23 protein-coding genes and 1 tRNA gene are annotated in these 23,983 nt (G+C 70.6%); 22 read left to right on the forward strand and 2 right to left on the reverse strand.

Features of this window, described 5'->3' with window-relative positions; translation table 11 throughout:
* Window positions 1-7: 7 nt before the first annotated feature.
* The 21 genes from gmk (at window position 8) to SM116_RS09780 (ending at window position 22,684) form a co-directional block, all read left to right on the forward strand.
* On the forward strand, window positions 8-976 hold the full coding sequence (gmk, locus tag SM116_RS09680) for a guanylate kinase (protein WP_320940777.1): 969 nt from the start codon (window positions 8-10) through the stop codon (window positions 974-976).
* 43 nt (window positions 977-1,019) lie between these two features.
* Entirely contained in the window at window positions 1,020-1,274 is a 255-nt protein-coding gene (rpoZ, locus tag SM116_RS09685) for a DNA-directed RNA polymerase subunit omega (protein ID WP_320940778.1), read from the forward strand.
* 103 nt (window positions 1,275-1,377) lie between these two features.
* Window positions 1,378-2,571 (forward strand): methionine adenosyltransferase, encoded by a 1,194-nt coding sequence (gene metK, locus SM116_RS09690; protein ID WP_320940779.1) that lies wholly within the window; start codon window positions 1,378-1,380, stop codon window positions 2,569-2,571.
* A gap of 14 nt (window positions 2,572-2,585) precedes the next feature.
* Window positions 2,586-4,583 (forward strand): primosomal protein N' family DNA-binding protein, encoded by a 1,998-nt coding sequence (locus tag SM116_RS09695; RefSeq protein WP_320940780.1) that lies wholly within the window; start codon window positions 2,586-2,588, stop codon window positions 4,581-4,583.
* A gap of 8 nt (window positions 4,584-4,591) precedes the next feature.
* Complete coding sequence (gene fmt / locus SM116_RS09700) at window positions 4,592-5,512, forward strand: methionyl-tRNA formyltransferase (RefSeq protein ID WP_320940781.1); 921 nt, start codon at window positions 4,592-4,594, stop codon at window positions 5,510-5,512.
* Window positions 5,509-6,936: an RsmB/NOP family class I SAM-dependent RNA methyltransferase gene (locus SM116_RS09705; RefSeq protein WP_320940782.1), complete on the forward strand. Its 1,428-nt coding sequence runs from the start codon at window positions 5,509-5,511 to the stop codon at window positions 6,934-6,936. Before fmt ends, SM116_RS09705 begins: the two co-directional genes overlap by 4 nt.
* Window positions 6,937-6,962: 26 nt before the next feature.
* On the forward strand, window positions 6,963-7,640 hold the full coding sequence (gene rpe / locus SM116_RS09710; protein ID WP_320940783.1) for a ribulose-phosphate 3-epimerase: 678 nt from the start codon (window positions 6,963-6,965) through the stop codon (window positions 7,638-7,640).
* 46 nt (window positions 7,641-7,686) lie between these two features.
* Complete coding sequence (locus tag SM116_RS09715) at window positions 7,687-7,950, forward strand: phosphoribosyl-ATP diphosphatase (protein WP_320940784.1); 264 nt, start codon at window positions 7,687-7,689, stop codon at window positions 7,948-7,950.
* 41 nt (window positions 7,951-7,991) lie between these two features.
* Window positions 7,992-8,834, forward strand: coding sequence for an ATP phosphoribosyltransferase (gene hisG / locus SM116_RS09720; RefSeq protein ID WP_320940785.1), 843 nt, complete (start codon window positions 7,992-7,994; stop codon window positions 8,832-8,834).
* Between the two features lies 1 nt (window position 8,835).
* The gene (gene hisF / locus SM116_RS09725; RefSeq protein ID WP_320940786.1) at window positions 8,836-9,615 is read left to right on the forward strand and encodes an imidazole glycerol phosphate synthase subunit HisF; all 780 of its coding nucleotides are present in this window, start codon (window positions 8,836-8,838) and stop codon (window positions 9,613-9,615) included.
* Window positions 9,612-9,989, forward strand: coding sequence for a phosphoribosyl-AMP cyclohydrolase (gene hisI / locus SM116_RS09730; protein ID WP_320940787.1), 378 nt, complete (start codon window positions 9,612-9,614; stop codon window positions 9,987-9,989). The genes hisF and hisI overlap by 4 nt, the downstream gene beginning before the upstream one ends.
* Window positions 9,986-10,588: a Trp biosynthesis-associated membrane protein gene (locus tag SM116_RS09735; RefSeq protein ID WP_320940788.1), complete on the forward strand. Its 603-nt coding sequence runs from the start codon at window positions 9,986-9,988 to the stop codon at window positions 10,586-10,588. Before hisI ends, SM116_RS09735 begins: the two co-directional genes overlap by 4 nt.
* 39 nt (window positions 10,589-10,627) lie before the next feature.
* A complete protein-coding gene (locus SM116_RS09740) occupies window positions 10,628-10,861 on the forward strand; it encodes a DUF6704 family protein (protein WP_320940789.1) in 234 nt (77 codons plus the stop codon).
* A 2-nt stretch (window positions 10,862-10,863) separates the two neighbouring features.
* Window positions 10,864-11,640 carry an indole-3-glycerol phosphate synthase TrpC gene (gene trpC, locus SM116_RS09745; RefSeq protein WP_320940790.1) on the forward strand — a complete coding sequence of 259 codons (777 nt, stop codon included), beginning with the start codon at window positions 10,864-10,866 and terminating at the stop codon, window positions 11,638-11,640.
* On the forward strand, window positions 11,637-12,848 hold the full coding sequence (gene trpB, locus SM116_RS09750; RefSeq protein WP_320940791.1) for a tryptophan synthase subunit beta: 1,212 nt from the start codon (window positions 11,637-11,639) through the stop codon (window positions 12,846-12,848). The genes trpC and trpB overlap by 4 nt, the downstream gene beginning before the upstream one ends.
* On the forward strand, window positions 12,845-13,654 hold the full coding sequence (gene trpA, locus SM116_RS09755; RefSeq protein ID WP_320940792.1) for a tryptophan synthase subunit alpha: 810 nt from the start codon (window positions 12,845-12,847) through the stop codon (window positions 13,652-13,654). Before trpB ends, trpA begins: the two co-directional genes overlap by 4 nt.
* 9 nt (window positions 13,655-13,663) lie before the next feature.
* Entirely contained in the window at window positions 13,664-14,644 is a 981-nt protein-coding gene (gene lgt / locus SM116_RS09760; RefSeq protein ID WP_320940793.1) for a prolipoprotein diacylglyceryl transferase, read from the forward strand.
* Window positions 14,645-14,695: 51 nt separating this feature from the next.
* A complete protein-coding gene (gene gltB, locus SM116_RS09765) occupies window positions 14,696-19,273 on the forward strand; it encodes a glutamate synthase large subunit (RefSeq protein WP_320940794.1) in 4,578 nt (1,525 codons plus the stop codon).
* Window positions 19,266-20,732, forward strand: a complete 1,467-nt coding sequence (locus tag SM116_RS09770; protein WP_320940795.1) for a glutamate synthase subunit beta — start codon at window positions 19,266-19,268, stop codon at window positions 20,730-20,732. The genes gltB and SM116_RS09770 overlap by 8 nt, the downstream gene beginning before the upstream one ends.
* A gap of 44 nt (window positions 20,733-20,776) precedes the next feature.
* Complete coding sequence (gene pyk / locus SM116_RS09775; protein WP_320940796.1) at window positions 20,777-22,219, forward strand: pyruvate kinase; 1,443 nt, start codon at window positions 20,777-20,779, stop codon at window positions 22,217-22,219.
* Window positions 22,220-22,306: 87 nt separating this feature from the next.
* Window positions 22,307-22,684, forward strand: a complete 378-nt coding sequence (locus SM116_RS09780) for a PLDc N-terminal domain-containing protein (protein ID WP_425563291.1) — start codon at window positions 22,307-22,309, stop codon at window positions 22,682-22,684.
* A 59-nt stretch (window positions 22,685-22,743) separates the two neighbouring features.
* On the opposite strand, the gene SM116_RS09785 is transcribed toward SM116_RS09780, so the two are convergent.
* Window positions 22,744-22,826, reverse strand: a tRNA-Leu gene (locus SM116_RS09785).
* A gap of 39 nt (window positions 22,827-22,865) precedes the next feature.
* Between SM116_RS09785 and SM116_RS09790 the strand changes: the two genes are divergently transcribed.
* Window positions 22,866-23,477, forward strand: a complete 612-nt coding sequence (locus SM116_RS09790) for an ANTAR domain-containing response regulator (protein ID WP_320940798.1) — start codon at window positions 22,866-22,868, stop codon at window positions 23,475-23,477.
* 66 nt (window positions 23,478-23,543) lie between these two features.
* Here the strand turns inward: SM116_RS09790 and SM116_RS09795 are convergent, their stop codons facing one another.
* Window positions 23,544-23,969 (reverse strand): hotdog fold thioesterase, encoded by a 426-nt coding sequence (locus SM116_RS09795; protein WP_320940799.1) that lies wholly within the window; start codon window positions 23,967-23,969, stop codon window positions 23,544-23,546.
* Window positions 23,970-23,983 lie beyond the last annotated feature (14 nt).

Below are 23,983 nucleotides of genomic sequence, written 5' to 3' on the forward strand. Positions count from 1 at the left end.
AGCTCCCATGCCTGACAGCCGCACCCCGCTTGATGGGGCTCCGCCCCAGACCCCCGGCGCGCCAGCGCGACCGCCCGAGGTCGACCGCGTCGCCGCCTCCCGAAACGCCGTCGCCGCCCGTCGTGCCCGGGCGAGCCTGAAGCGCGACCTCGCGTCGCGCGTCGTCTCGCCGCAGACCGTCCTGAGCCGCGCGTTCGCCGACCCGTCGTCGCCGGCGGGCACGATGCGGATCACGGACTTCCTCATCTCGCTGCCGGCGATCGGCGAGGGCAAGCGCGACCGCATCCTGGAATCCCTCGGGATCTCACCGGTCAAGCGTCTCGGCGGGCTCGGCACGCGCCAGCGCGTCGCCCTCCAGGAGTGGCTCGACGAGCGCATGCCGGAGGTCGCGCCGAGGGGCGGGCGCAGCCGGCTCATCGTGCTCGCCGGTCCCACGGCGGTCGGCAAGGGCACCGTCGCGGCGCACATCCGCGACCACCACCACGACATCCATCTCTCGGTGTCGGCGACCACGCGCCCGCCGCGTCCCGGCGAGGTCGACGGCATCCACTACTTCTTCGTCGACGATGCCGAGTTCGACCGTCTCGTGTCCACGGGTGCGCTGCTCGAACACGCGACCGTGCACAACAAGTACCGCTACGGCACGCCGCGCGAGCCGATCGAGCGGGTGCTGGATGCCGGCGGCACGGCGCTGCTCGAGATCGATCTGCAGGGTGCGCGCCAGGTGCGTGCCGCCGCCCCGGACGCGACGCTCGTCTTCCTCCTGCCGCCGAGCTGGGACGAACTCGTGCAGCGACTCGTCGGCCGCGGCACCGAGGACGCCGAGGAGCGGGCCCGCCGGCTGCGCACGGCGAAGGTCGAGCTTGCCGCCCAGAACGAGTTCGACTACCGCGTCGTGAACGAGGATGTCCCCACCGCGGCCCGGGACGTCGTAGAATTGGCTCAGGCGCCCTCGCGCGCGCTTCCGCGCGCCTGAGCGCCGCTTCTTTGCCGCCGAACCGAAACCAGGAGGATTCGCCATGGCCGGACACAACCAGGGCATCATCGAGCCCGCAATCGACAGCCTTCTCGAGAAGGTCGACTCGAAGTATCAGCTCGTGATCTACGCATCGAAGCGCGCGCGTCAGATCAACGACTACTACTCGGACCTGCACGAGGGCAACCTCTTCGACAACGTGGGCCCGCTCGTCGACTCGACCGTCGAAGACAAGCCCCTGACGATCGCCCTTCACGAGATCAACGAGGACAAGCTCCGCCTGCGCCACGCTGAGTGATGCATGACCTCGTGCGACGGCCGGCGGACGGATGTCCCCGGCCGTCGGCATACTGGTCCGCACCCCGCCGCCCGATTCCCGGCCGTCTGATCCTGGAGGATCGATGACAGAACTGCGCCTGTTCACGTCCGAGTCCGTCACCGAGGGCCATCCCGACAAGATCTGCGACCAGATCTCGGACAGCATCCTCGACGCGATCCTGACCGACGACCCGCACGGGCGCGTCGCGGTCGAGACGCTCGTGACGACCGGGCTCGTGCACGTCGCGGGCGAGGTGTCGACGAGCACGTACGTCGAGATCCCGGCGATCGTGCGCGACGTGGTGACGGGCATCGGCTACACCTCGAGCGACATGGGCTTCGACGGCGATTCGTGCGGTGTCAGCGTGTCGATCGGCGCCCAGTCGCCCGACATCGCCGCCGGCGTCGGCAACGCCCTCGAGCACCGCGAGGGCGGATCCGTCGACCCGCGCGACGCGCAGGGCGCGGGCGACCAGGGCATCATGTTCGGGTACGCGACGACCGAGACCCCGCAGTTCATGCCCGTCGCAGCGTGGACGGCGCATCGTCTCGCGGAGAACCTCGCCGGCGCTCGGCGCGGCGGGCGTCTCCCGTTCCTGCGCCCGGACGGCAAGACCCAGGTCACGCTGGGGTACGAGGGGGCGGTCCCGAAGACGATCGAGTCCGTCGTGCTGTCGACACAGCACCATCCGGACGTCAGCCAGGCCGAGCTGCGCGCGCTCGTGCGCGAGGAGGTCATCGACCCGGTGCTCGAGACGACCGGCCTCGACGCCTCCGACGTGACCTATCTCGTCAACCCCGCCGGTCCGTTCGTGATCGGCGGCCCCAAGGGCGATGCCGGCCTCACCGGCCGCAAGATCATCATCGACACCTACGGCGGGGCGTCGCGCCACGGCGGCGGGGCGTTCAGCGGCAAGGACCCCTCGAAGGTCGACCGCTCGGCTGCGTACGCCATGCGCTGGGTCGCGAAGAACGCCGTGGCGGCGGGCTTCGCCGACCGGCTGGAGGTGCAGGTCGCCTACGCGATCGGGGCCGCCCACCCGGTGGGGCTCTATGTCGAGACGTTCGGCACCGGCCACGTCGCCGACGAGACGATCGTCGGGGCGATCCGCGAGGTCTTCGACCTGCGACCCAAGGCGATCATCGACGACCTCGACCTGCTGCGCCCGATCTACCGGCAGACCGCCGCCTACGGACATTTCGGTCGTGAGCTGCCCGACTTCACGTGGGAGCGCCTGGACCGCGTCGACGACCTGCGGCGCGCCGCGGGGCTCTGATCCCGGACACGGAGATGACGGGCCGGCGCATCGCGCGCGTGCTCATCGACTCACCGCTGCCGCAGCTCGATCGGCTGTTCGACTACGCGATCCCCGACGAGCTCGCCACGGCCGCCGTGCCCGGCGTGCGGGTGAGGGTGCCCTTGCGCACCGCGGGACGGGTCGTCGACGGCTACATCGTCGAGACGGTGGAGGCCGACGATTCGGGGGAGGTCGAGGATTCGCCGCCCCGGCCGCTGTCGGAGCTGGACGCCGTGGTGTCGTCCGTGGCTGTCCTGCCCGCGAGGCTGTACGCGCTCGCGCGTCGTGTGGCCGATCGGGCCGCCGGCTCGGCGAGCGACATCCTCCGCCTGGCCATCCCCAAGCGCATGGTGCGCGTCGAGAAGGCGTGGTGCGCCGGCGATCCGCCGTCTGCGGCGCCGGTCACGGCGGCTGCCGCGGCGTGGGCGCGTGCCGAGCTGCAGGATTTCCCCGGCCTCGCCGACGCGCTCACCGACGGGCGGCGAATCGCCGTGGACGCACCGCCGGTACCGGTCGAACTGCCCTCGGGCGAGACGACGGGCCGCTGGGCGACCCTCCTCGCGGCCGCCGCGGCACATGTGCTGGCGGCCGGCCGGAGTGTCGTCGTCGTCGTCCCCGATCACCGCGATCTCGACAGCGTCGCGGCCGCGCTGGAGGGCCTGATCCCGGCATCCGCCCTCGTCCGCGACGACGCGGACCAGAGCGGACCCGCACGCTACGGCGCCTACCTCCGGCGGCTCGCCGATGCGCCGTGCGTCGTCATCGGCAACCGGTCCGCGGTGTACGCGCCCGTGCACGACCTCGGACTCGTCGCGATCTGGGACGACGGCGACCCGCTCCTGGCTGAGCCGCTGAGCCCGGGCGTGCACGCGCGCGACGCCGCTCTGGTCCGTCAGGAGCTCGATGGGGGAGCCCTGCTGCTGCTCGGCCACACCCGGACGACGGATGTCGAGCGGCTCGTGACCGTGGGATGGGTCCGCGACCTCGCCGCCCGGCGCCGGGTCTCGCCGCGCGTCGTGCTGAGCCCGCCCGATGCCCGCGGTGCCCGCATCCCCTCGGCGGCGTGGGCCGCCGCTCGCTCCGCACTGGCCGACGGGCCGGTGCTCGTCCAGGTGGCGCGCCCCGGGTACGCCCCGGCGCTCGTGTGCGCCGACTGCCGGCGCCCTGCCCGCTGCCCGCACTGCACAGGGCCGCTGCGGGCGCGCCGACCCGGCGCGACGCCCGAGTGCGCCTGGTGCGGCCGCGCAGCGACGGGCTGGACGTGCGGCAACTGCGGATCGGACAAGGTCCGCATGGCGTCGTCGGGCAGCGAGCGGACCGCCGACGAGCTCGGCCGGGCCTTCCCCGGCGTGCGCATCGTCGTCGCCGACGGTGCGCACGCCGTGCTTCGGGTGGATGCGCGGCCCGCCCTCGTCATCGCCACCCGGGGCGCGGAGCCGATCGCCGACGGCGGGTACCGAGCCGTCCTCCTCCTCGACGGCGAGCGGATGCTGATGTCCGAGGATCTGCGGATCGGCGAGTCGTGCCTGCGGTGGTGGTCGAACGCCGCAGCGCTCGCCCGTCCGGGCGCCCCCGTGCACCTCGCCGGCGTCGTCGGACCGGTCGCGCGCGCCCTCGCCACGTGGTCGCAGCCCGCCTACGCCCGGGGCGAGCTCGCGGAGCGGGCGCCCCTGCGCATGCCGCCGGCCGTTCGGGTGGCGGCGATCGAAGGGGTGCCGACGGCTGTCGCGAGCGCGTTGAGCACCCTCCGCGAGGCGGTCCCGGCGCTCCCGGAGGACGCGGTCGTCGGTCCCGTGGCCGTCGGGGACGACTCCGCGGTCCATCGCGCGCTCGTCCGGTTCGAGTACGCCCAGGGTCGTGCCGTCGCCGAGAGCCTCCGAGCCTCTGTCGTGCATGCGGCGCTCACGAGCAGACGGTCTGCGCACGAGCGTGGTCCCCGCGCCCGGAATACACTCAAGGTGCGGCTCGACGTGCTCGAGCCCGAGCTGTGAGGAGATCCATGCGCGTCGTCTTCGCCGGGACCCCAGATGCGGCGGTTCCCTCGCTGCGGCTGCTCGCCGCATCCACTCACGACATCGTCGGTGTGATCACGCGCCGAGACGCCCCCCTCGGCCGCAAGCGCGTCCTGACCCCCTCGCCGATCGCCCGCGCCGCGGAGGAGCTCGGTCTGCCGGTCATCAAGACCGATCGACTGGATGCCGAGGCCACAAGCCGGATCGCCGCCCTGAAGCCGGACCTCGGCGTCATCGTGGCGTACGGCGGACTCGTGCGCGAGCCGCTGCTGTCCACGCCGGGCCGGGGCTGGATCAACCTGCACTTCTCGCTCCTGCCACGGTGGCGCGGCGCCGCTCCTGTGCAGCACGCGCTCATCGCCGGCGACGAGGTCGTGGGCGCCGCGGTGTTCCAGCTCGTCCCCGAGCTGGATGCCGGTGACGTCTTCGCGGTGCTCGAGCACCGGCCGGTGGGCGGTGAGACGGCCGGCGATGTCCTCGACGACCTCGCCCATCGCGGCGCGTATCTGCTCGAGGATGTGGTCGATCAGCTGGCTGCCGGGACGGCCGTGGCGACGCCCCAGGAGGGCAGCGCCACCTTCGCACCGAAGCTGACTCTCGACGACGGCCGGATCCGCTGGAACGAGCCGGCGCACGACGTGCTGAACCGCGTGCGCGGTGTGACGCCGGAGCCCGGGGCGCACGCGGAGCTCGACGGCGCGCGGGTGAAGATCCTCGCAGCGAGGGCTGCTTCCACGGCCCGCGAGCTGGCGCCCGGAGAGGTGGAGCTCGTCGGCAAGGAGGTGCTCGCAGGCACGGCCGACGAGCCGATCGCGCTCGTGACCGTCCAGCCTGCGGGTCGCGGATCGATGGCGGCCGCAGACTGGTGGCGCGGGCTCCGCGGCATCGGTCCGGTGGTCTTGCGATGAGCTCGGCCTCTCCACGCACGTCGTCCTCGCGGGGGCGCCCCGGCGGTCACGGGGCCGGCGGTGCGACCCCGGCGCGTCTGGTCGCCTACGAGACGCTGCGCGCCGTGCACGAGTCGGAGGCGTACGCCAACCTCCTGCTGCCGCGAGCCATCGCGTCGGCACGGCTCTCGACGGCGGATGCGGCGCTGGCCACCGAGCTCGCGTACGGCACGCTTCGCCGGCAGGGCACGTACGACGCCGTGATCGCTCTGGCCGCCGACCGCCCGGCGCATGACATCGATCCCGCCGTCCTCGACGCCCTGCGTCTCGGCGTCCATCAGCTGCTCGCCACGCGGATCGCCTCGCACGCCGCGGTCAACGAGTGCGTCGAGCTCGTGCGGCGCACGAGCGGCAAAGGTGCGGCCGGATTCGCGAACGCCGTGCTGCGGCGCGTGTCGCGTGAGACGCCGGGGGAGTGGATGTCGCAGGTCGAGGCCTCGGCCCGCACGGAGGACGAGCGCATCGGTCTGCGCAGCGCGCACCCCGTCTGGGTCGTGCGGGCACTGCGCCGAGCCCTCGCCGCGGAGGGCCGGGCGGACGAGCTCGACGAGCTGCTGGACGCCGACAACGAGGCTCCGAAGGTCACGATGACGGCCCTGCCCGGACTCGCGGACGTGCCGGAGTCCGCCTCGCGCACGCCCTACTCGCCGACCGGGTTCCGCCTCGGCGGGGGCGACCCGGAGCCCGTCATCGCCCGCTCCCAGGGGCGGCTGCGCGTGCAGGACGAGGGGTCGCAGCTCGCGGCCTACGCGCTGACCCACGCGTCGCCGATCGCCGAAGGGGAGCGCTGGCTCGACCTGTGCGCCGGTCCGGGCGGCAAGACCGCGCTCCTCGCCGCCGAGGCGCTGGCGCACGGCGCCCGGCTCGAGGCCAACGAGATCGCCCCCGCGCGGGCCGGCCTCGTCCGGCAGGCCCTCGCCGCGGTGCCGCTCGACGTACCGGTCAGCGAGCAGGATGGCCGTATCCGGGCCACAGCGTCGCTGGACACCTACGACCGCATCCTCGTCGACGCGCCCTGCACGGGCCTCGGAGCGCTGCGGCGGCGGCCCGAGGCGCGCTGGCGCAAGACGCCGGCCGATGTGCCCGAGCTCGTCTCACTGCAGCGCGAGCTCGCATCCACCGCCATCGGGGCCCTCAAGCCCGGCGGCGTCCTCGCGTACGTCACGTGCTCGCCGCACCTCGCCGAGACGAGCGGTGTGGTCGCCGACCTTCGCCGAGACTGGGGCGATCGCATCGAGGAGCTGGATGCGCGGGCGGTGCTGCAGTCCGTCGCCCGCACGCCGCTCGACCTCGCCGAACCCGCCGACGGATCGGGCCGCGCGCAGCTGTGGCCGCACCGCCACGGCACCGATGCGATGTTCATCGCGCTGCTGCGCCGACGCTGACCTTGCGACCTCGGGATAATGGGCCCGTGCCCGATCTTCCCGCCGCGCCGCGCATCAACCCCAGCATCCTCGCCGCCGACTTCGTGAACATGGAGGCCGAGCTCGCCCGGATCGCCGCCGCCGATTTCGTCCATGTCGACGTCATGGACAACCATTTCGTGCCGAACCTCACGTTCGGCCCGCAGATGGTGGAGCGCATTCAGGCGACGAGCCCGATCCCGCTGGACGTGCACCTCATGATCGCGGATCCCGACCGCTGGGCGCCAGGATATGCGGAGCTCGGAGCCGCATCCGTCACGTTCCATCTCGAGGCGGCCACCGAACCGGTGAGCCTCGCGCGCCGCCTGCGCGACATCGGCGCGCGTGCGGGGGTGGCGGTCAAGCCCGCGACGCCGGTGGAGGGGCTGTTCGACCTCCTCGACGACTTCGACCAGATCCTCGTGATGACGGTCGAACCCGGCTTCGGCGGCCAGTCGTTCATGAGCGAGATGATGCCCAAGCTGCGCCGCCTGGCCGACGAGGCGAAGCGGCGGGGGAGCTCCGTGTGGCTGCAGGTCGACGGGGGGATCGCGGCATCCACCATCGAACAGGCCGCGGAAGCGGGCGCCGACACGTTCGTCGCGGGGTCCGCGGTGTTCGGCGCCGACGACCCCGGGCGGGCGATCGCGGCCCTGCGCGAGACGGCCGCCCGGCACCGTCACTGAGCGACGCGCGGTCCGCGGCGCTCCGCCGCTTCGCTACGCTGGAACGGTGAAGACGTTCGACTCGCTGTTCGCCGAGCTCGCCGCGACCGCGGCCGAACGGCCCGCCGGCTCCGGCACGGTCGCCCGCCTCGACGCGGGTGTGCACGCGATCGGCAAGAAGATCGTCGAGGAGGCCGCCGAGGTCTGGATGGCGGCCGAGTACGAGTCGAAGGATGCGGCGGCCGAGGAGATCTCGCAGCTGCTGTACCACCTGCAGGTGATGATGCTCGCAAAGGGCCTGCAGCTGGAGGACGTCTACCGACATCTGTGAGCGAACGCCCGTCCGTCCGCCACGAACCGAAAGCAAACCCGATGCTGCGAATCGCCGTGCCCAACAAGGGCTCCCTCGCCGACACAGCCGCCGACATGCTCGCGGAGGCCGGATACACCGGCCGTCGCGATGCCAAGGACCTCTACGTCTCCGACCCCGTGAACGAGGTCGAGTTCTTCTATCTGCGCCCGCGTGACATCGCGACGTACGTCGGGGCGGGAGCGCTCGATGTCGGTATCACCGGCCGCGACCTCCTCCTCGACGCCCGCATGCCCGGCGCGCGCGAGATCGAGGCGCTCGGCTTCGCCGGTTCGACCTTCCGCTTCGCCGGCCCTCCCGGGCGGTTCACCTCCTTGGAGGACCTCAACGGGATGCGGGTCGCCACGGCGTACCCCGGACTGGTCGACGGCTACCTCGACGCCCACGGCGTCGCGGTCGACCTCGTACCGCTCGACGGCGCGGTCGAATCGGCCGTGCAGCTGGGCGTGGCGGATGCGGTGGCCGACGTCGTCTCGACCGGCACGACCCTCCGCCAGGCCGGCCTCGAGATCTTCGGGCCCGTGCTGCTGGAGTCCGACGCGGTCCTGATCGCGGGACCCACCGACGCCGACGGCACCGAGACGCTGCTGCGCCGCCTGCGCGGTGTCATGGTCGCGCGCCGATACGTCCTGGTCGACTACGACCTGCCGGCGAAGCTCGTCGACCGGGCGATCTCGATCGCAGGCGGCATCGAGTCGCCGACGATCTCGCCGCTGCGCGACCCGGAGTGGGTCGCTGTGCGGGTCATGGTCCCGCGCGCTGGCGTCAACCAGGTGATGGACCAGCTCTATGCGATCGGAGCCCGTGCCATCCTCGTGACCGCGATCCACGCAGCGAGGCTCTGACATGACACTCGCGACCCGGGTCATCCCGTGCCTCGACGTGGCCGGCGGTCGCGTCGTGAAGGGCGTCAACTTCGAGAACCTCCGCGACATGGGCGACCCCGTCGAGCTCGCCCGCCTGTACTTCGATCAGGGCGCGGACGAGCTGACCTTCCTCGATGTCACGGCCACGGTCGACGACCGCGCCACGACGTACGACGTCGTCCGCCGCACCGCCGAGCAGGTCTTCATCCCGCTGACGGTCGGCGGCGGTGTGCGCTCGACGGATGACGTGGCACGGCTGCTGTCGGTGGGAGCCGACAAGATCGGCGTCAACTCGGCTGCCATCGCGCGCCCGGCCCTCGTGGACGAGATCGCCGACCGCTTCGGCGCACAGGTGCTCGTCCTCTCGCTCGACGTCAAGCGCAGCGCTGCGACGGCGTCGGGCTTCGTCGTGACGACCCACGGCGGGCGCACCGAGACCACCCTCGACGCCCTCGAGTGGGCCCGCGAGGCGATCGAGCGCGGCGCCGGCGAGCTGCTCGTCAACTCCATCGATGCCGACGGCACCAAGGAGGGCTTCGACCTCGAGCTCATCCGCCTGATGCGGGAGATCTCGAGCGTTCCGGTGATCGCCTCGGGCGGCGCGGGCAAGGCCGAGGACTTCGCACCCGCGGTGCACGCCGGCGCGGACGCCGTGCTCGCGGCATCCGTCTTCCACTCCGGCCAGCTGACCGTGGGCGACGTCAAGCGCGCGCTGTCCGCGGAGGGCATCGACATCCGCGAGACGGGGGAGCTGTCATGACAGACACCGCACGGGTTCCGGAGGCCGTCGAGGACCGCATCGCCCGGGTCGCCTTCAACGCGGACGGCCTCGTGGCCGCGATCGTCCAGCAGTGGGACACCCGGGAGGTGCTCATGCTCGGATGGATGGATGCCGAGGCCCTCCGCCGCACGCTCACGAGCGGCCGCGTCACCTTCTGGTCGCGCTCGCGCCAGGAGTACTGGCGCAAGGGCGACACGTCGGGCAACATCCAGATCGTGCGCGGCGCGCGCCTGGACTGCGACGGAGACGCCATACTCCTGGAGGTCGATCAGGTCGGCCCGGCATGCCACACGGGCACCCGAACGTGCTTCGACGCCGACGACCTCGACCCCGTTCGAGGTCCGGAGCGATGAGGGCGCGCGCACGGCTGATCTCCGTCGTCCTCATGCTGATCGCGGGCGCGGTCGGCGTCATCTCGTCGACCCAGACGTGGCTCACGGTCACGGTGGACGTGGGCTCGTCGCACGACCTGCCGGTGCCGGGCGCGTCGGCGATGCCGATCCTCGCGCCGCTGAGCCTCGCGGTCATGGCCCTCGGCCTGGCCCTGTCGATCGTCGGGCGAGTGCTGCGCTACATCTTCGGCGCCCTGAGTCTCGTCATCGCCGCGATCCTCCTGTGGCAGACCGCCGTCATCGTCTTCACACGTCCCGTCAGCTCCGTGCAGGCGGTCGTCACGAAGGCGACCGGCATCGCGGGACTCGGTCCGATCGGCCAGCTCGTGGAGAAGATCACCGGGACCGCCTGGCCGGCGATCACCCTGCTGGCCTGGATCGTCCTCGCGGTGGGGGGGATCCTCACCCTCGTCACAGCACGCGACTGGGGCACGGGCGGCCGGCGCTACCGTGCCGACGCCGCACCCCATGCCGCCGCATCCGGTCCGCTCGACGCGATCGACTCGTGGGACGATCTGTCCCGGGGTCAGGATCCCACCGCCGGCGAACAGCCCCGATAGACTGGCCGCGCGCAGTCGCGCCACCCCCGAAGGAGAAACATGAGCAGCAACCCCATCGGCGACCCCGGCCACGGACACTCGCCGGCGGCCTGGACGGCTGTCATCATCATGCTCGCCGCGATCGCCCTCGCGACCGTCGCGTTCTTCCTCGAGGTGCCGTGGCTCGTCTGGACCGGTGTGGTGCTCATCGTCGTCGGTCTCATCGTCGGCTGGGCGATGGCCCGGGCCGGCTATGGCGTGAACGGCCCCAAGTACACGCCGAAAGAGCACTGAACATGCTCGCCGACCTGACGGCCGGCGCAGTCGAGGATGCCGAGGCTCGAGCGGCCGTCCGCCCGCTCGCCGAAGTGGAGCGCGCGGCCCTCGCGCAGACGCCCGCCCTGGACGCCCTCGCGGCACTCGCTCCCGCTGACCGCGTCAAGATCATTGCGGAGGTCAAGCGCGCCAGCCCGTCGCGCGGCGACCTCGCGGCGATCCCCGACCCCGCGCTGCAGGCGCGGCTCTACGAGCAGGGCGGAGCGTCCGCGATCTCCGTGCTCACCGAGGAGCGGCGCTTCAAGGGGAGCCTCGCCGATCTCGAGGCCGTGAAGGCCGCCGTCGGCATCCCCGTCCTGCGCAAAGACTTCATCGCGACGCCGTACCAGGTCTTCGAGGCGCGCGCCGCGGGGGCCGACCTCGCGCTCCTGATCGTCGCCGCGCTCGATCAGCAGCTGCTCGCGCAGCTGCACGCGCTCGTGCTCGAGCTCGGGATGACGCCCCTCGTCGAGACGCACTCGGCCGACGAGGTGGCTCGGGCCGCCGATGTCGGCGCCCGGCTCGTGGGTGTGAACGCCCGCAACCTGTCGACGTTCGATCTCGACCGCGACCTGTTCGGCCGGCTGGCCGACAGCATCCCGGCCGGCGCCGTGAAGGTCGCCGAGTCGGCTGTGCTCGCACCCGCCGACGTCGCCCGCTACCGCGCAGCCGGCGCCGACGTCGTCCTCGTCGGCGAGGCTCTCGTCACGGGCGATCCCGTCGCCACGTTGAACGCATTCCTCGGAGGTTCCGAATGACGACCCTGCGTGCGGCCAAAGGCCCGTTCTTCGGCGAGTTCGGCGGGCGCTACATGCCCGAGTCGCTCATCGCGGCGATCGACGAGCTCACCGAGGTCTACGAGCAGGCGATGGCCGATCCCGCGTTCCTCGCGGAGCTCGGCGAGATCCTGCACTCCTACGCCGGACGTCCGTCGGTGCTGACCGAGGTGCCGCGTTTCGCCGAACATGCGGGCGGCGCCCGCGTTTTCCTCAAGCGCGAGGACCTCAACCACACGGGGTCGCACAAGATCAACAACGTCATCGGCCAGGCTCTGCTCACCAAGCGCCTCGGCAAGACCCGCGTCATCGCGGAGACGGGCGCGGGCCAGCACGGCGTGGCGACCGCGACGGCCGCGGCGCTGTTCGGCTTCGACTGCACGGTCTACATGGGCAAGGTCGACACGCAGCGCCAGGCGCTCAATGTCGCCCGCATGCGCCTGCTGGGCGCCGAGGTCGTCCCGGTCACGACGGGCTCCCGCACGCTGAAGGACGCGATCAACGACGCATACCGCGACTGGGTGGCGAGCGTCGAGACCACGAACTACATCTTCGGCACAGCGGCGGGCCCGCATCCGTTCCCGTCCATGGTCCGCGACTTCCAGAAGGTCATCGGCGAGGAGGCGCGCGACCAGCTGCTCGCCGAGACCGGGCGCCTTCCCGACGCCGTCCTCGCGTGCGTCGGCGGCGGCTCGAACGCGATCGGCATGTTCGACGCGTTCCTCGACGACGAGGGCGTCCGCCTCTACGGCGTGGAGGCTGCCGGCGACGGCGTCGACACCCCGCGGCACGCCGCATCCATCGAGCGCGGTCGTCCGGGTGTGCTGCACGGCGCCAAGACCTACGTGCTGCAGGATGCCGACGGCCAGACGATCGAGTCGCACTCGATCTCGGCCGGCCTGGACTACCCCGGCGTCGGTCCGGAGCACGCGTGGCTCGCCTCGATCGGTCGTGCGGAGTACATCCCGGCGACCGACGACGAGGCGATGCAGGCGCTGCGCCTTCTGTCGCGCACGGAGGGCATCATCCCCGCGATCGAGTCCGCGCACGCTCTGGCGGGGGCGCTGCGCATCGGGCGCGAGCTCGGATCCGACGCGATCCTCGCGGTGTGCCTCTCCGGTCGCGGCGACAAGGACATGGACACCGCGGCGCGTTACTTCGGGCTGTACGACGAGGAGGGCCAGCGATGACCTCGCGAGTGGAAGCCGCGATCGACGCCGCGCACGCCGCCGGCCGCGGGGCGTTCGTCGGGTACCTCCCGGTCGGGTTCCCCGATCTGCAGACGAGCATCGACGCGGCGGTGACGCTCGCCGAGAACGGCGTCGACGTCATCGAGCTCGGGCCGCCGTACTCCGACCCGGTCATGGACGGAACGGTCATCCAAGAGGCGACGCAGGCCGCTCTCGCGGGCGGCTTCCGGCTGCCGGACCTCTTCACGGCGGTGCGCGCCATCACGAGTCGCGTCTCGATCCCGGTTCTCGTCATGACCTACTGGAACCCGGTGCTGCAGTACGGCGTCGACCGGTATGCCGACGACCTGCTCGCCGCCGGCGGCGCGGGACTGATCACGCCCGACATCACGCCCGAGAGCGCGCCGGAGTGGATCGCGGCGAGCGAGCGCACCGGCCTCGACCGCGTGTTCCTCGCAGCGCCGACCTCGACGGATGCGCGCCTGGACCTCATCAGCGCCAGCTCAACGGGCTTCGTCTACACCGTGTCGACGATGGGCATCACGGGGGAGCGGGCGCAGCTGGATGCCGCGGCCCGCACTCTCGTCGGCCGCCTGCGCGCGCACGGTGCGCGGCGCGCGTGCGTGGGCATCGGCATCTCGAACGCCGAGCAGGTCGCCGCGGTGCTCGAGTACGCGGACGGGGCGATCGTCGGGACGGCGCTCGTGCGCGCCCTGCGCGACGGCGGACTGGACGGCCTCGCGCAGACGACCCGTGCCATCGCGGCCGGGACGGTGCGCGCAGGAGCCTCGTCGCAGCCCGCCTAGAATCGACGCATGACCCTCCCCGCCTCGGGCGTGCTCTCCGGCGCGCTCGCCAGCATCCCGAGCCCGCCCTCGAGCTACTTCACCGTGGGCCCGTTCCAGATCCACTACTACGCCCTGTGCATCATCGCCGGCATCGTCTTCGCCACGCTGATGACCAACTACCGGCTGACCAAGCGGGGCGGCGAGCCGTGGGTGGTCATCGACATCGCACTGATCGCGGTGCCTCTCGCGATCATCTTCGCCCGGGGCTACCACGTGCTCACGCACTGGAGCTTCTACTTCGGACCGGGCAAGAACCCGCTGACCGCCCTGTACATCTGGGAGGGCGGCATAGCGATCTACGGCGCCCTCATCGGCGGCGCCATCGGCGCGTGGCTGGGCTGCAAGTGGACCGGCATCCGCTTCACGAGCTTCGCCGACGCCCTCGCACCGGGCCTGCTCGTCGCCCAGGCGCTCGGCCGGTTCGGCAACTGGTTCAACCACGAGCTGTACGGCCTTCCGACGACGCTTCCGTGGGGCCTGCAGATCGAGTCGACCAACCCCGCGTTCCCGCCGGGACTGCCGGCCGGCACGCTCTTCCACCCGACCTTCCTCTACGAGATCATCTGGAACCTGATCGGCGCGGCGGTGCTCCTGTGGGCCGGTCGTCGCTTCCACCTGCAGTGGGGCCGGCTCTTCGGCCTCTACCTCGTCTGGTACAGCGCGGGCCGCATCGTGTGGGAGTCCATCCGCATCGACCCGAGCGACGTCTACCTGGGTCTGCGCACCAATGTGTGGGCCGCGATCTTCGGCGTCATCCTGGGTCTCGCCGTCATGCTCGTGCAGAAGCGCCGGCACCCCGGCTTCGAGCCGTCGGTCTATATGTCCGGTCGACAGCCCAAGTCCAAACTGCCTGTAGACTCTGGGGACACCGATGACTACGTCGACGTGAGCGAGCCGCCCGCGACGGAAGTCGAGGGCACAGCCACAAGCACCGCCGCCACCACGTAGGAGAACGGGCCGACGTCGTCCCATCTTGAGTATCAACTGAGGACGGTAGGTATGGCTTCGAGCCCACCTCACGGCGCCGCGACCGGCGCGTTCCCGGCCAAGCAGGGCATGTACAACCCGGCGTTCGAGAAGGACGCCTGCGGCCTCGCGATGGTCGCGACGCTGCGCGGCGAGGCCGGACACGACATCGTCGAGCTGGCGCTGACCGCACTGCGCAACCTGGAGCACCGAGGTGCGATCGGATCGGATGCGGGCACCGGCGACGGCGCCGGCATCCTGACCCAGATGCCGGACGCGTTCCTGCGCGCGGTCGTCGACTTCGACCTGCCGCCGGTGGGCGAGTATGCCGCAGGACTCGCGTTCCTGCCGCGCGACGACGATGAGCGCGCCGCGCTCAAGGAGGGCGTCGCGCGGATCGCCGAAAGCGAGGCCCTGACGATCCTCGGCTGGCGCACCGTGCCCGTCGAGGAGGAGCACCTCGGCAAGCTCGCGTTCGAGGCCCGTCCCTCTTTCGAGCAGATCTTCGTCTCCCGTCCGGCGGTCGGCGACTCGCCGGCGCTGTCGGGGATCGAACTCGACCGCCGCATCTACCGGCTGCGGAAGCGTGCCCAGCACGAGCTCGACGCGTACTTCGTCTCGCTGTCGTCCCGGACGCTCGGCTACAAGGGCATGGTGACGACGCTCCAGCTCGAGCCGTTCTACCCCGACCTGCAGGATGAGCGCTTCACGACCGAGCTGGCCGTCGTGCATTCGCGCTACTCGACCAACACGTTCCCGTCGTGGCCGCTGGCGCAGCCGCTGCGCATGCTCGCCCACAACGGCGAGATCAACACCGTCAACGGCAACCGGAACTGGATGCGCGCCCGTCAGTCGCAGCTCGAATCCGAGCTGCTGGGCGACATCCGGCCGCTCCTGCCGATCTGCACCGACGCCGCCAGCGACTCGGCGTCGTTCGACGAGGTGCTGGAGCTGCTGACCCTCAGCGGCCGCAGCCTGCCGCACGCCGTGATGATGATGGTGCCGGCCGCGTATGAGAAGCAGACCGAGATCTCGCCCGAGCTGCGCGCCTTCTACGAGTTCCACGCCATGCAGATGGAACCGTGGGACGGCCCCGCCGCCCTCATCTTCACCGATGGCACCCTCGTCGGCGCGACCCTCGACCGCAACGGCCTGCGCCCGGGCCGGTGGACCGAGACGACCGACGGCCTCGTCGTCATCGGCAGCGAGACGGGCGTGCTCGACTTCGAGCCGGCGCGTATCAAGCGCCGCGGCCGGCTGCGTCCCGGACGCATGTTCCTCGTGGACACGGCTGCCCGCCGCATCGTGGAGGACGAGGAGCTCAAGGCGGACCTCGCCGCCCTCGAGCCGTGGCAGCAGTGGCTCGACGAGGGCCGCGTTCGGCTTGCCGACCTCCCCGAGCGCGAGCACATCGTGCACCCCATCGCATCCATCACGCGCCGCCAGCGCACGTTCGGCTACACCGAGGAGGAAGTGCGCATCCTCCTGACCCCGATGGGCCAGAACGGCGCCGAGCCGCTCGGCGCGATGGGCAGCGACACGCCCGTCGCGGTGCTCAGCGAGCGCCCGCGCCTGCTGTTCGACTACTTCACGCAGCAGTTCGCGCAGGTGACCAACCCGCCGCTGGACTCGATCCGCGAGGAGGTCGTCACGTCGCTGGCGCTCGGACTCGGTCCGGAGCGCAACCTGCTGTCATGGGGTCCGTCGCACACGCGCAACGTCATCCTGGATTTCCCGGTGATCGACAACGACGAGCTCGCGAAGATCCAGCACATCGACACGGCCCTCCCGGGTCGCTCGTCGGTGACGATCCGCGGCCTGTACCGCGTCGAGGCCGGCCACAAGGGGATGGAGAAGCGCCTCGCCCAGATGTGCCAGGAGGTCGACGAGGCCATCGAGGACGGCGCGGAGTTCATCGTGCTGTCGGACCGCGACTCGAACAAGGATCTCGCGCCCATCCCGTCGCTGCTGATGCTGGCGGCCGTGCACCACCACCTCATCCGCAAGGAGACGCGGATGCGCGTCGGTCTCGTGGTCGAGGCGGGCGATGTGCGCGAGGTGCACCACGTGGCGACGCTGATCGGCTACGGCGCCTCCGCGGTGAACCCGTACCTTGCGATGGAGACCGTCGAGTACCTCGTGCGCGCCGGCTACATCACCGGCGTCACGCCCGAGAAGGCCGTCCGCAACCTCATCTACGCCCTCGGCAAGGGCGTGCTGAAGATCATGTCCAAGATGGGCATCTCGACCGTGTCGTCGTACGCGGGCGCGCAGGTCTTCGAGGCGATCGGGCTGTCCCGCTCGTTCATCGACGCGTACTTCACGGGCACCGAGTCGAAGCTCGGCGGTGTCGGCATCGAGGTCATCGCGGCCGAGGGCGCCCAGCGCCACGCGTTCGCGTACCCCGAGGACGGCGCGGTGCGTGTGCACGAGCGCCTGTGGACGGGCGGCGAGTACCAGTGGCGCCGCGACGGGTCGCCGCACCTGTTCAACCCGGAGACGGTGTTCCGTCTGCAGCACTCCACCCGCACACGTCGGTACGACATCTTCCGCGAGTACACGAAGATGGTCGACGACCAGGCCACGGAGCTGAAGACCCTCCGCGGCATGTTCCGGCTCAAGTCCGGGATGCGCCCCGCCGTCCCGATCGACGAGGTGGAGCCGGTCTCCTCCATCGTCAAGAGGTTCTCCACCGGCGCGATGAGCTACGGCTCGATCTCGCGCGAGGCCCACGAGACCCTGGCGATCGCGATGAACCGCATCGGCGGCAAGTCCAACACCGGCGAGGGCGGCGAGGACGTCGACCGCCTCGTCGACCCCGAGCGGCGCAGCGCGATCAAGCAGGTCGCGTCGGGCAGGTTCGGCGTCACGAGCATGTACCTGACGCAGGCGGACGACATCCAGATCAAGCTCGCCCAGGGCGCGAAGCCCGGCGAGGGCGGTCAGCTGCCTCCGGGCAAGGTGTATCCGTGGATCGCCCGCACCCGCGGGGGCACGGCCGGCGTCGGCCTCATCTCGCCGCCGCCGCACCACGACATCTACTCGATCGAGGACCTCAAGCAGCTGATCTTCGATCTGAAGCGCGCGAACCCCGAGGCACGGGTGCACGTCAAGCTCGTCAGCCAGTCCGGCATCGGCGCGGTCGCGGCCGGCACGGCGAAGGCTCTGGCGGACGTCATCCTCGTCTCCGGCCACGACGGCGGAACGGGCGCGAGCCCGCTGAACTCCCTGAAGCACGCGGGCACCCCGTGGGAGCTCGGCCTCGCCGAGACGCAGCAGACGCTCATGCTCAACGGCATGCGCGACCGCGTGTCCGTGCAGGTCGACGGGCAGCTGAAGACCGGTCGCGACGTCATCATCGGCGCGCTGCTCGGCGCCGAGGAGTTCGGCTTCGCCACCGCGCCGCTCGTCGTGTCGGGCTGCGTCATGATGCGCGTGTGCCACCTCGACACGTGCCCCGTGGGCGTGGCGACGCAGAACCCCGTCCTGCGGGCGCGGTTCTCCGGCAAGCCGGAGTTCGTCATCAACTTCATGGAGTTCATCGCCGAGGAGGTGCGGGAGCTCCTGGCTCAGCTCGGCTTCCGGTCCCTCGACGAGGCGATCGGCCACAGCGAGCTGCTGGACGTCGACGGCGCCGTCGCGCACTGGAAGGCGAACGGTCTCGATCTCACGCCGATCCTGCACGGTCCCGCTTTCGCCGAGGACGAGCCCCGCCGTCGTGCCCGTGCCCAGAACCACGAGCTCGAGGAGCACTTCGACGTGCCGCTCATCGAGCGTGCCCAGGATGTCATCGGCCACGGCGGCCACGTCGCGTTCGATCTGCCGATCCGCAACACGGAGCGGGCGGTCGGCACGATGCTCGGTCACCACGTGACGAAGGCGCACGGCGAGAACGGACTGGCCTCCGGGTCGATCGAGATCAACCTCACGGGCTCGGCCGGGCAGTCCTTCGGCGCGTTCCTGCCGGCGGGCATCACCCTGCGGCTGGAGGGCGACTCCAACGACTACGTGGGCAAGGGCCTCTCGGGCGGCCAGATCGTCATCCGCCCGCCGCGTGCCGCGACCTTCGACGCATCCCGCAACGTCATCGCGGGCAACGTCATCGGGTACGGGGCGACGCAGGGCACGATGTTCCTGCGCGGCGTGGTCGGCGAGCGGTTCCTCGTCCGCAACTCGGGCGCGACCGCGGTCGTCGAGGGTGCGGGCGACCATGCTCTCGAGTACATGACCGGCGGTCTCGCGGTGATCCTGGGCGAGACCGGGCGCAACCTCGGCGCGGGGATGTCGGGCGGCACCGCCTACATCCACAAGCTCGACCGGGCGCGCGTCAACCGGGAGGCGCTTTCGGGAGGCGAGCTCGAGCTCGGTCCGCTGGGATCGGCGGATGCGGAGATCCTCCGCGATCTGCTCGAGCAGCATGTCGCCGAGACCGACTCGGCCCTCGCCGCGGCGATGCTCGCCGATTTCGACGCCGAGCTGGCGAACTTCACGCGCGTGCTCCCTCGGGACTACGCGGCCGTACTGCAAACCCGGCAGGATGCCGTCGCCCAGGGTCTCGACCCGGACGGCGACGTGGTCTGGAGCCGCATTCTGGAGGTGACCGGTGGCTGACCCCAAGGGCTTTCTGAAGACGACGGAGCGCGAGCTGCCGCCTCGCCGTCCGGTGCGCGTGCGCATCATGGACTGGAAAGAGGTCTACGAACCCGGCGACTCCGCCGTGCTGCGCCGGCAGGCGGGCCGCTGCATGGACTGCGGCATCCCGTTCTGCCACCAGGGGTGCCCGCTCGGCAACCTCATCCCCGAGTGGAACGACCTCACGTGGCGCGGCGAGGGCCGCTCCGCCATCGAACGGCTGCACGCGACGAACAACTTCCCGGAGTTCACCGGCCGGCTGTGCCCGGCGCCGTGCGAGAGTGCGTGCGTCCTCGGCATCAACCAGCCGGCGGTCACGATCAAGCAGATCGAGGTCTCCACGATCGACGAGGCGTTCTCGCGCGGATGGGTGGAGCCTCAGCCTCCCGGTCGCCTGACCGGCAAGACCGTCGCCGTCGTCGGATCGGGTCCTGCCGGCCTCGCGGCCGCGCAGCAGCTGACCCGCGCCGGCCACACCGTGGCCGTGTTCGAACGCGACGACCGCATCGGCGGGCTGCTGCGCTACGGCATCCCCGACTTCAAGATGGAGAAGCGCCACATCGAGTCGCGCCTGCGCCAGATGCAGGACGAGGGCACGCGCTTCCGCGCGGGCGTCGAGGTCGGCGTCGACATCTCGTGGAGCGACCTGCGGGCGCGCTACGACGCCGTCGTGATCGCCACCGGCTCCACCGTGCCGCGCGAGCTCGCGCTGCCCGGTCGTGACCTCGACGGCGTCCACTTCGCCATGGAGTACCTGGTCGAGTCCAACCGCGTGATCGCCGGCGAGCGGGTGCCCAACCAGATCACGGCCGAGGGCAAGCACGTCATCGTCATCGGCGGCGGCGACACCGGCGCCGACTGCATCGGCACCGCGCACCGCCAGGGTGCGCTGAGTGTCACGAACCTCGCGATCGGACGCCAGCCCCCGGCATCCCGCCCCGACCACCAGCCCTGGCCGATGATGCCGAACGTGTTCGAGGTGCAATCCGCGCACGAGGAGGGCGGCGAGCGCTCCTATCTCGCGTCGACGGTCGAGTTCCTCGGGAACGACGTCGGAGAGGTGCGTGCGCTGCGCGTCGCCGAGACCGAGTTCGTCGACGGCCGCCGCGTGCCGCGCAGCGGCACCGAGCGCGAGATCCCCGCTGACCTGGTGCTGATCGCCATGGGCTTCACCGGTCCCGAGCGCGAGCTGCTCGAGGACCAGCTGGGTGCGCGGTTCACCGGCCGAGGGAACGTCGAGCGCGAGGACGACTATCAGACCACTGTTCCCGGCGTGTTCGTCGCCGGCGACGCGGGCCGTGGACAATCCCTCATCGTGTGGGCCATCGCCGAAGGCCGCGCCGTCGCCGCGGGCGTCGATCGGTACCTCATGGGGGATACGTCCCTGCCATCTCCCGTTCGCCCGACCGACGTCGCCATCGGTCTGCAGCCCGCGTAGGCTGTACGCGGTTTGCCCAACAAATCCCCGGAGTTGAAACCCGAATGAGACGCGCGAAGATCGTCGCAACCCTGGGGCCCGCCACATCGTCGTACGAGATGGTTCGCGCCATCATCGACGCCGGTGTCGACGTGGCCCGCCTCAATCTCAGTCATGGCGATTACTCGCTGCATGACGCCAACCTCGCCAATGTGCGGCGCGCCGCGGACGACGCAGGACGCGCCGTCGCCGTGCTGGTCGACCTGCAGGGTCCGAAGATCCGTCTCGGACGCTTCTCCGACGGCCCGCACGAGCTCGCCCCGGGCGACATCTTCAAGATCACCATCGAGGACATCCCCGGCACGAAGGACATCTGCTCCACGACCTTCAAGGGTCTGCCGCAGGACGTCAAGCCGGGCGACTTCCTCCTCATCGACGACGGCAAGGTCCGCGTCCAGGTCATCGAGACCGACGACCTCGTCGTGACCACGAAGGTCGTCGTCGGCGGTGCCGTGTCGAACAACAAGGGCATCAACCTTCCCGGCGTCGCGGTCAACGTGCCCGCGCTGTCCGAGAAGGACGAGGCGGACCTGCGCTGGGGCCTGCGCGCCGGCGCCGACCTCATCGCCCTCTCGTTCGTGCGCGATGCGAAGGACGTCCAGCGGGTGCACGTGATCATGGCGGAGGAGGGGCGTCACGTCCCGGTCATCGCGAAGATCGAGAAGCCCCAGGCCGTCGACAACCTCGAGGAGATCGTCAACGCGTTCGACGGCATCATGGTCGCGCGCGGCGACCTCGGCGTCGAGCTCCCGCTCGAGGCCGTGCCGATCGTGCAGAAGCGCGCCGTCGAGCTCGCGCGGCGCAATGCCAAGCCCGTCATCGTGGCGACGCAGATGCTCGAGTCGATGATCACGAGCCCGGTGCCGACCCGCGCCGAGACGAGCGACGTCGCCAACGCCGTCCTCGACGGCGCGGACGCGGTCATGCTCTCCGGCGAGACGAGCGTCGGGGAGTACCCGGTCGTCGTCGTCGAGACGATGGCCCGCATCATCGAGTCGACCGAGGACCACGGCCTGGAGCGCATCCTGCCCCTGACCACCAAGCCGCGCACGCAGGGCGGCGCGATCACGCTCGCCGCGAGCGAGGTCGCGGACTTCGTCGAGGCCCGCTACCTCTGCATCTTCACGGAGTCGGGGGACTCGGCACGCCGCATGTCGCGCCTGCGCTCGAAGATCCCGATGATCGCCTTCACTCCCGATCCCGGGATCCGGCGCCGCATGGCGGTCACGTGGGGCATCCACTCGACACTCGTCGAGCACGTGCAGCACACCGACCGCATGTTCATCCAGGTCGACGACTACCTGCTCTCGAACGACCTCGCGAAGGTCGGCGACAAGGTGGTCGTGATCTCCGGATCCCCTCCCGGGATCATCGGATCGACGAACGACATCCGCGTCCACAAGGTCGGCGACGCCGTCCACGGAGCGGCTCCGATCTATCGTCAGTAGCGAATTACGACACGTCTCGCGGAGGCCCGTGCCCTATCGGGGTGCGGGCCTCTATGCTGGGCTCACAATCGTGAAAGGGCGGTGTCCGTGTTCTTCTGGTGGATTCTCTGGGCGTTCTATTTCTTCGCCTACTTCTATGTCATCTTCTTCGTCATCCGCGATCTGTTCCGTGACGACAAGCTGAACGGGTGGCTGAAGGCGCTGTGGATCATCCTGCTGATCTTCGTGCCGTTCCTGACCGGTCTGATCTATGTCATCGCGCGGGGCAACGGCATCGCCGAGCGCGAGTACGCGGCGCGCTCATACGGTGTCGCCGAGTCGGACGACTACACGCCGACGGCCTCCGCGGACCCGGCCGGTGATATCGCAAAGGCGCAGGCATTGCTGGAGTCGGGCGCGATCTCGCAGGGCGAATTCGACGCACTCAAGAGCAAGGCGCTCGGAAACAAGTACTACGGCGCATAACGACGGATGCAGGAGCGGATGCCTCGGCCCGAGGCATCCGCTCCTGCATGTCCGGATCGTGCCGGTGGTGGGAGTCGAACCCACACGCCCTCACGGGCAACCGAGTTTGAGTCGGTCGCGTCTGCCATTCCGCCACACCGGCCGGCGTCGTTCGACAAGAACCATACCGTAGGATTCAAAGGTGACTGAGCAAGAGACCAACGGGACGAGCGCTCCTCGACGCGTCGTCGTGGCCGAGGACGAATCGCTGATCCGCCTCGACATCGTCGAGATCCTGCGCGACAACGGGTTCGACGTCGTCGGCGAGGCCGGCGACGGCGAGACCGCCGTGCAGCTGGCCACCGAGCTTCGTCCCGACCTGGTGATCATGGATGTGAAGATGCCGCAGCTCGACGGCATCTCCGCCGCCGAGAAGCTCAGCAAGAACCACATCGCCCCCGTCGTGCTGCTGACCGCGTTCAGCCAGAAGGAGCTCGTGGAGCGGGCGAGCGAGGCCGGTGCCCTCGCCTACGTCGTGAAGCCGTTCACGCCGAACGACCTGCTGCCGGCGATCGAGATCGCGCTGGCACGCCACGACCAGATCATCACCCTCGAGGCCGAGGTCGCCGACATGGTCGAGCGCTTCGAGACCCGCAAGCTCGTCGACCGCGCGAAGGGCCTGCTCAACGAGAAGATGGGGCTCAGTGAGCCCGAGGCCTTCCGCTGGATCCAGAAGGCGTCCATGGACCGCCGCCTCACGATGCAGGACGTCGCGAAGGCGATCATCGAGCAGCTGGCCCCCAAGAAGAGCTGAGGACCGCCCTTCGAGCGAAGCCGCGTCGCCGCAAGGCGCGCGGCTTCGATGTCGAGGGTCCCGGACTCAGTCGACGGACTTGATGTAGTTCGTGATGCGGATCGTCGAGCAGCGCCGGCCCTGATCGTCGGACACGACGATCTCGTGGACGGTCATGCTGCGGCCCAGGTGGATGGGCGTGCAGACCCCGGTGACGAGACCCGAGGTCGCCGAGCGTGTGTGCGTGGCGTTGAGGTCGACTCCGACGGCGAGCTTGCCGGGCCCGGCGAACATGTTGGCGGCCATGGAGCCGAGGGACTCCGCGAGCACGACGTATGCTCCGCCGTGCATGAGCCCCACCGGTTGCGTGTTGCCCTCGACGGGCATCGTCGCGACGCATCGTTCGACCGAGAACTCGGTGAAGGTGAGGCCCATCTTCTCGCCCAGTGCGCCCATTCCGCGCTGCGCCGCCCAGAGCAGGCCGTTGACGTCGTCGGGGGGATTGTCGGTCATCGTGCACCTTCGCT

Source organism: Microbacterium rhizosphaerae (assembly GCF_034120055.1).
In the GTDB taxonomy this organism is placed as follows: domain Bacteria; phylum Actinomycetota; class Actinomycetes; order Actinomycetales; family Microbacteriaceae; genus Microbacterium; species Microbacterium rhizosphaerae.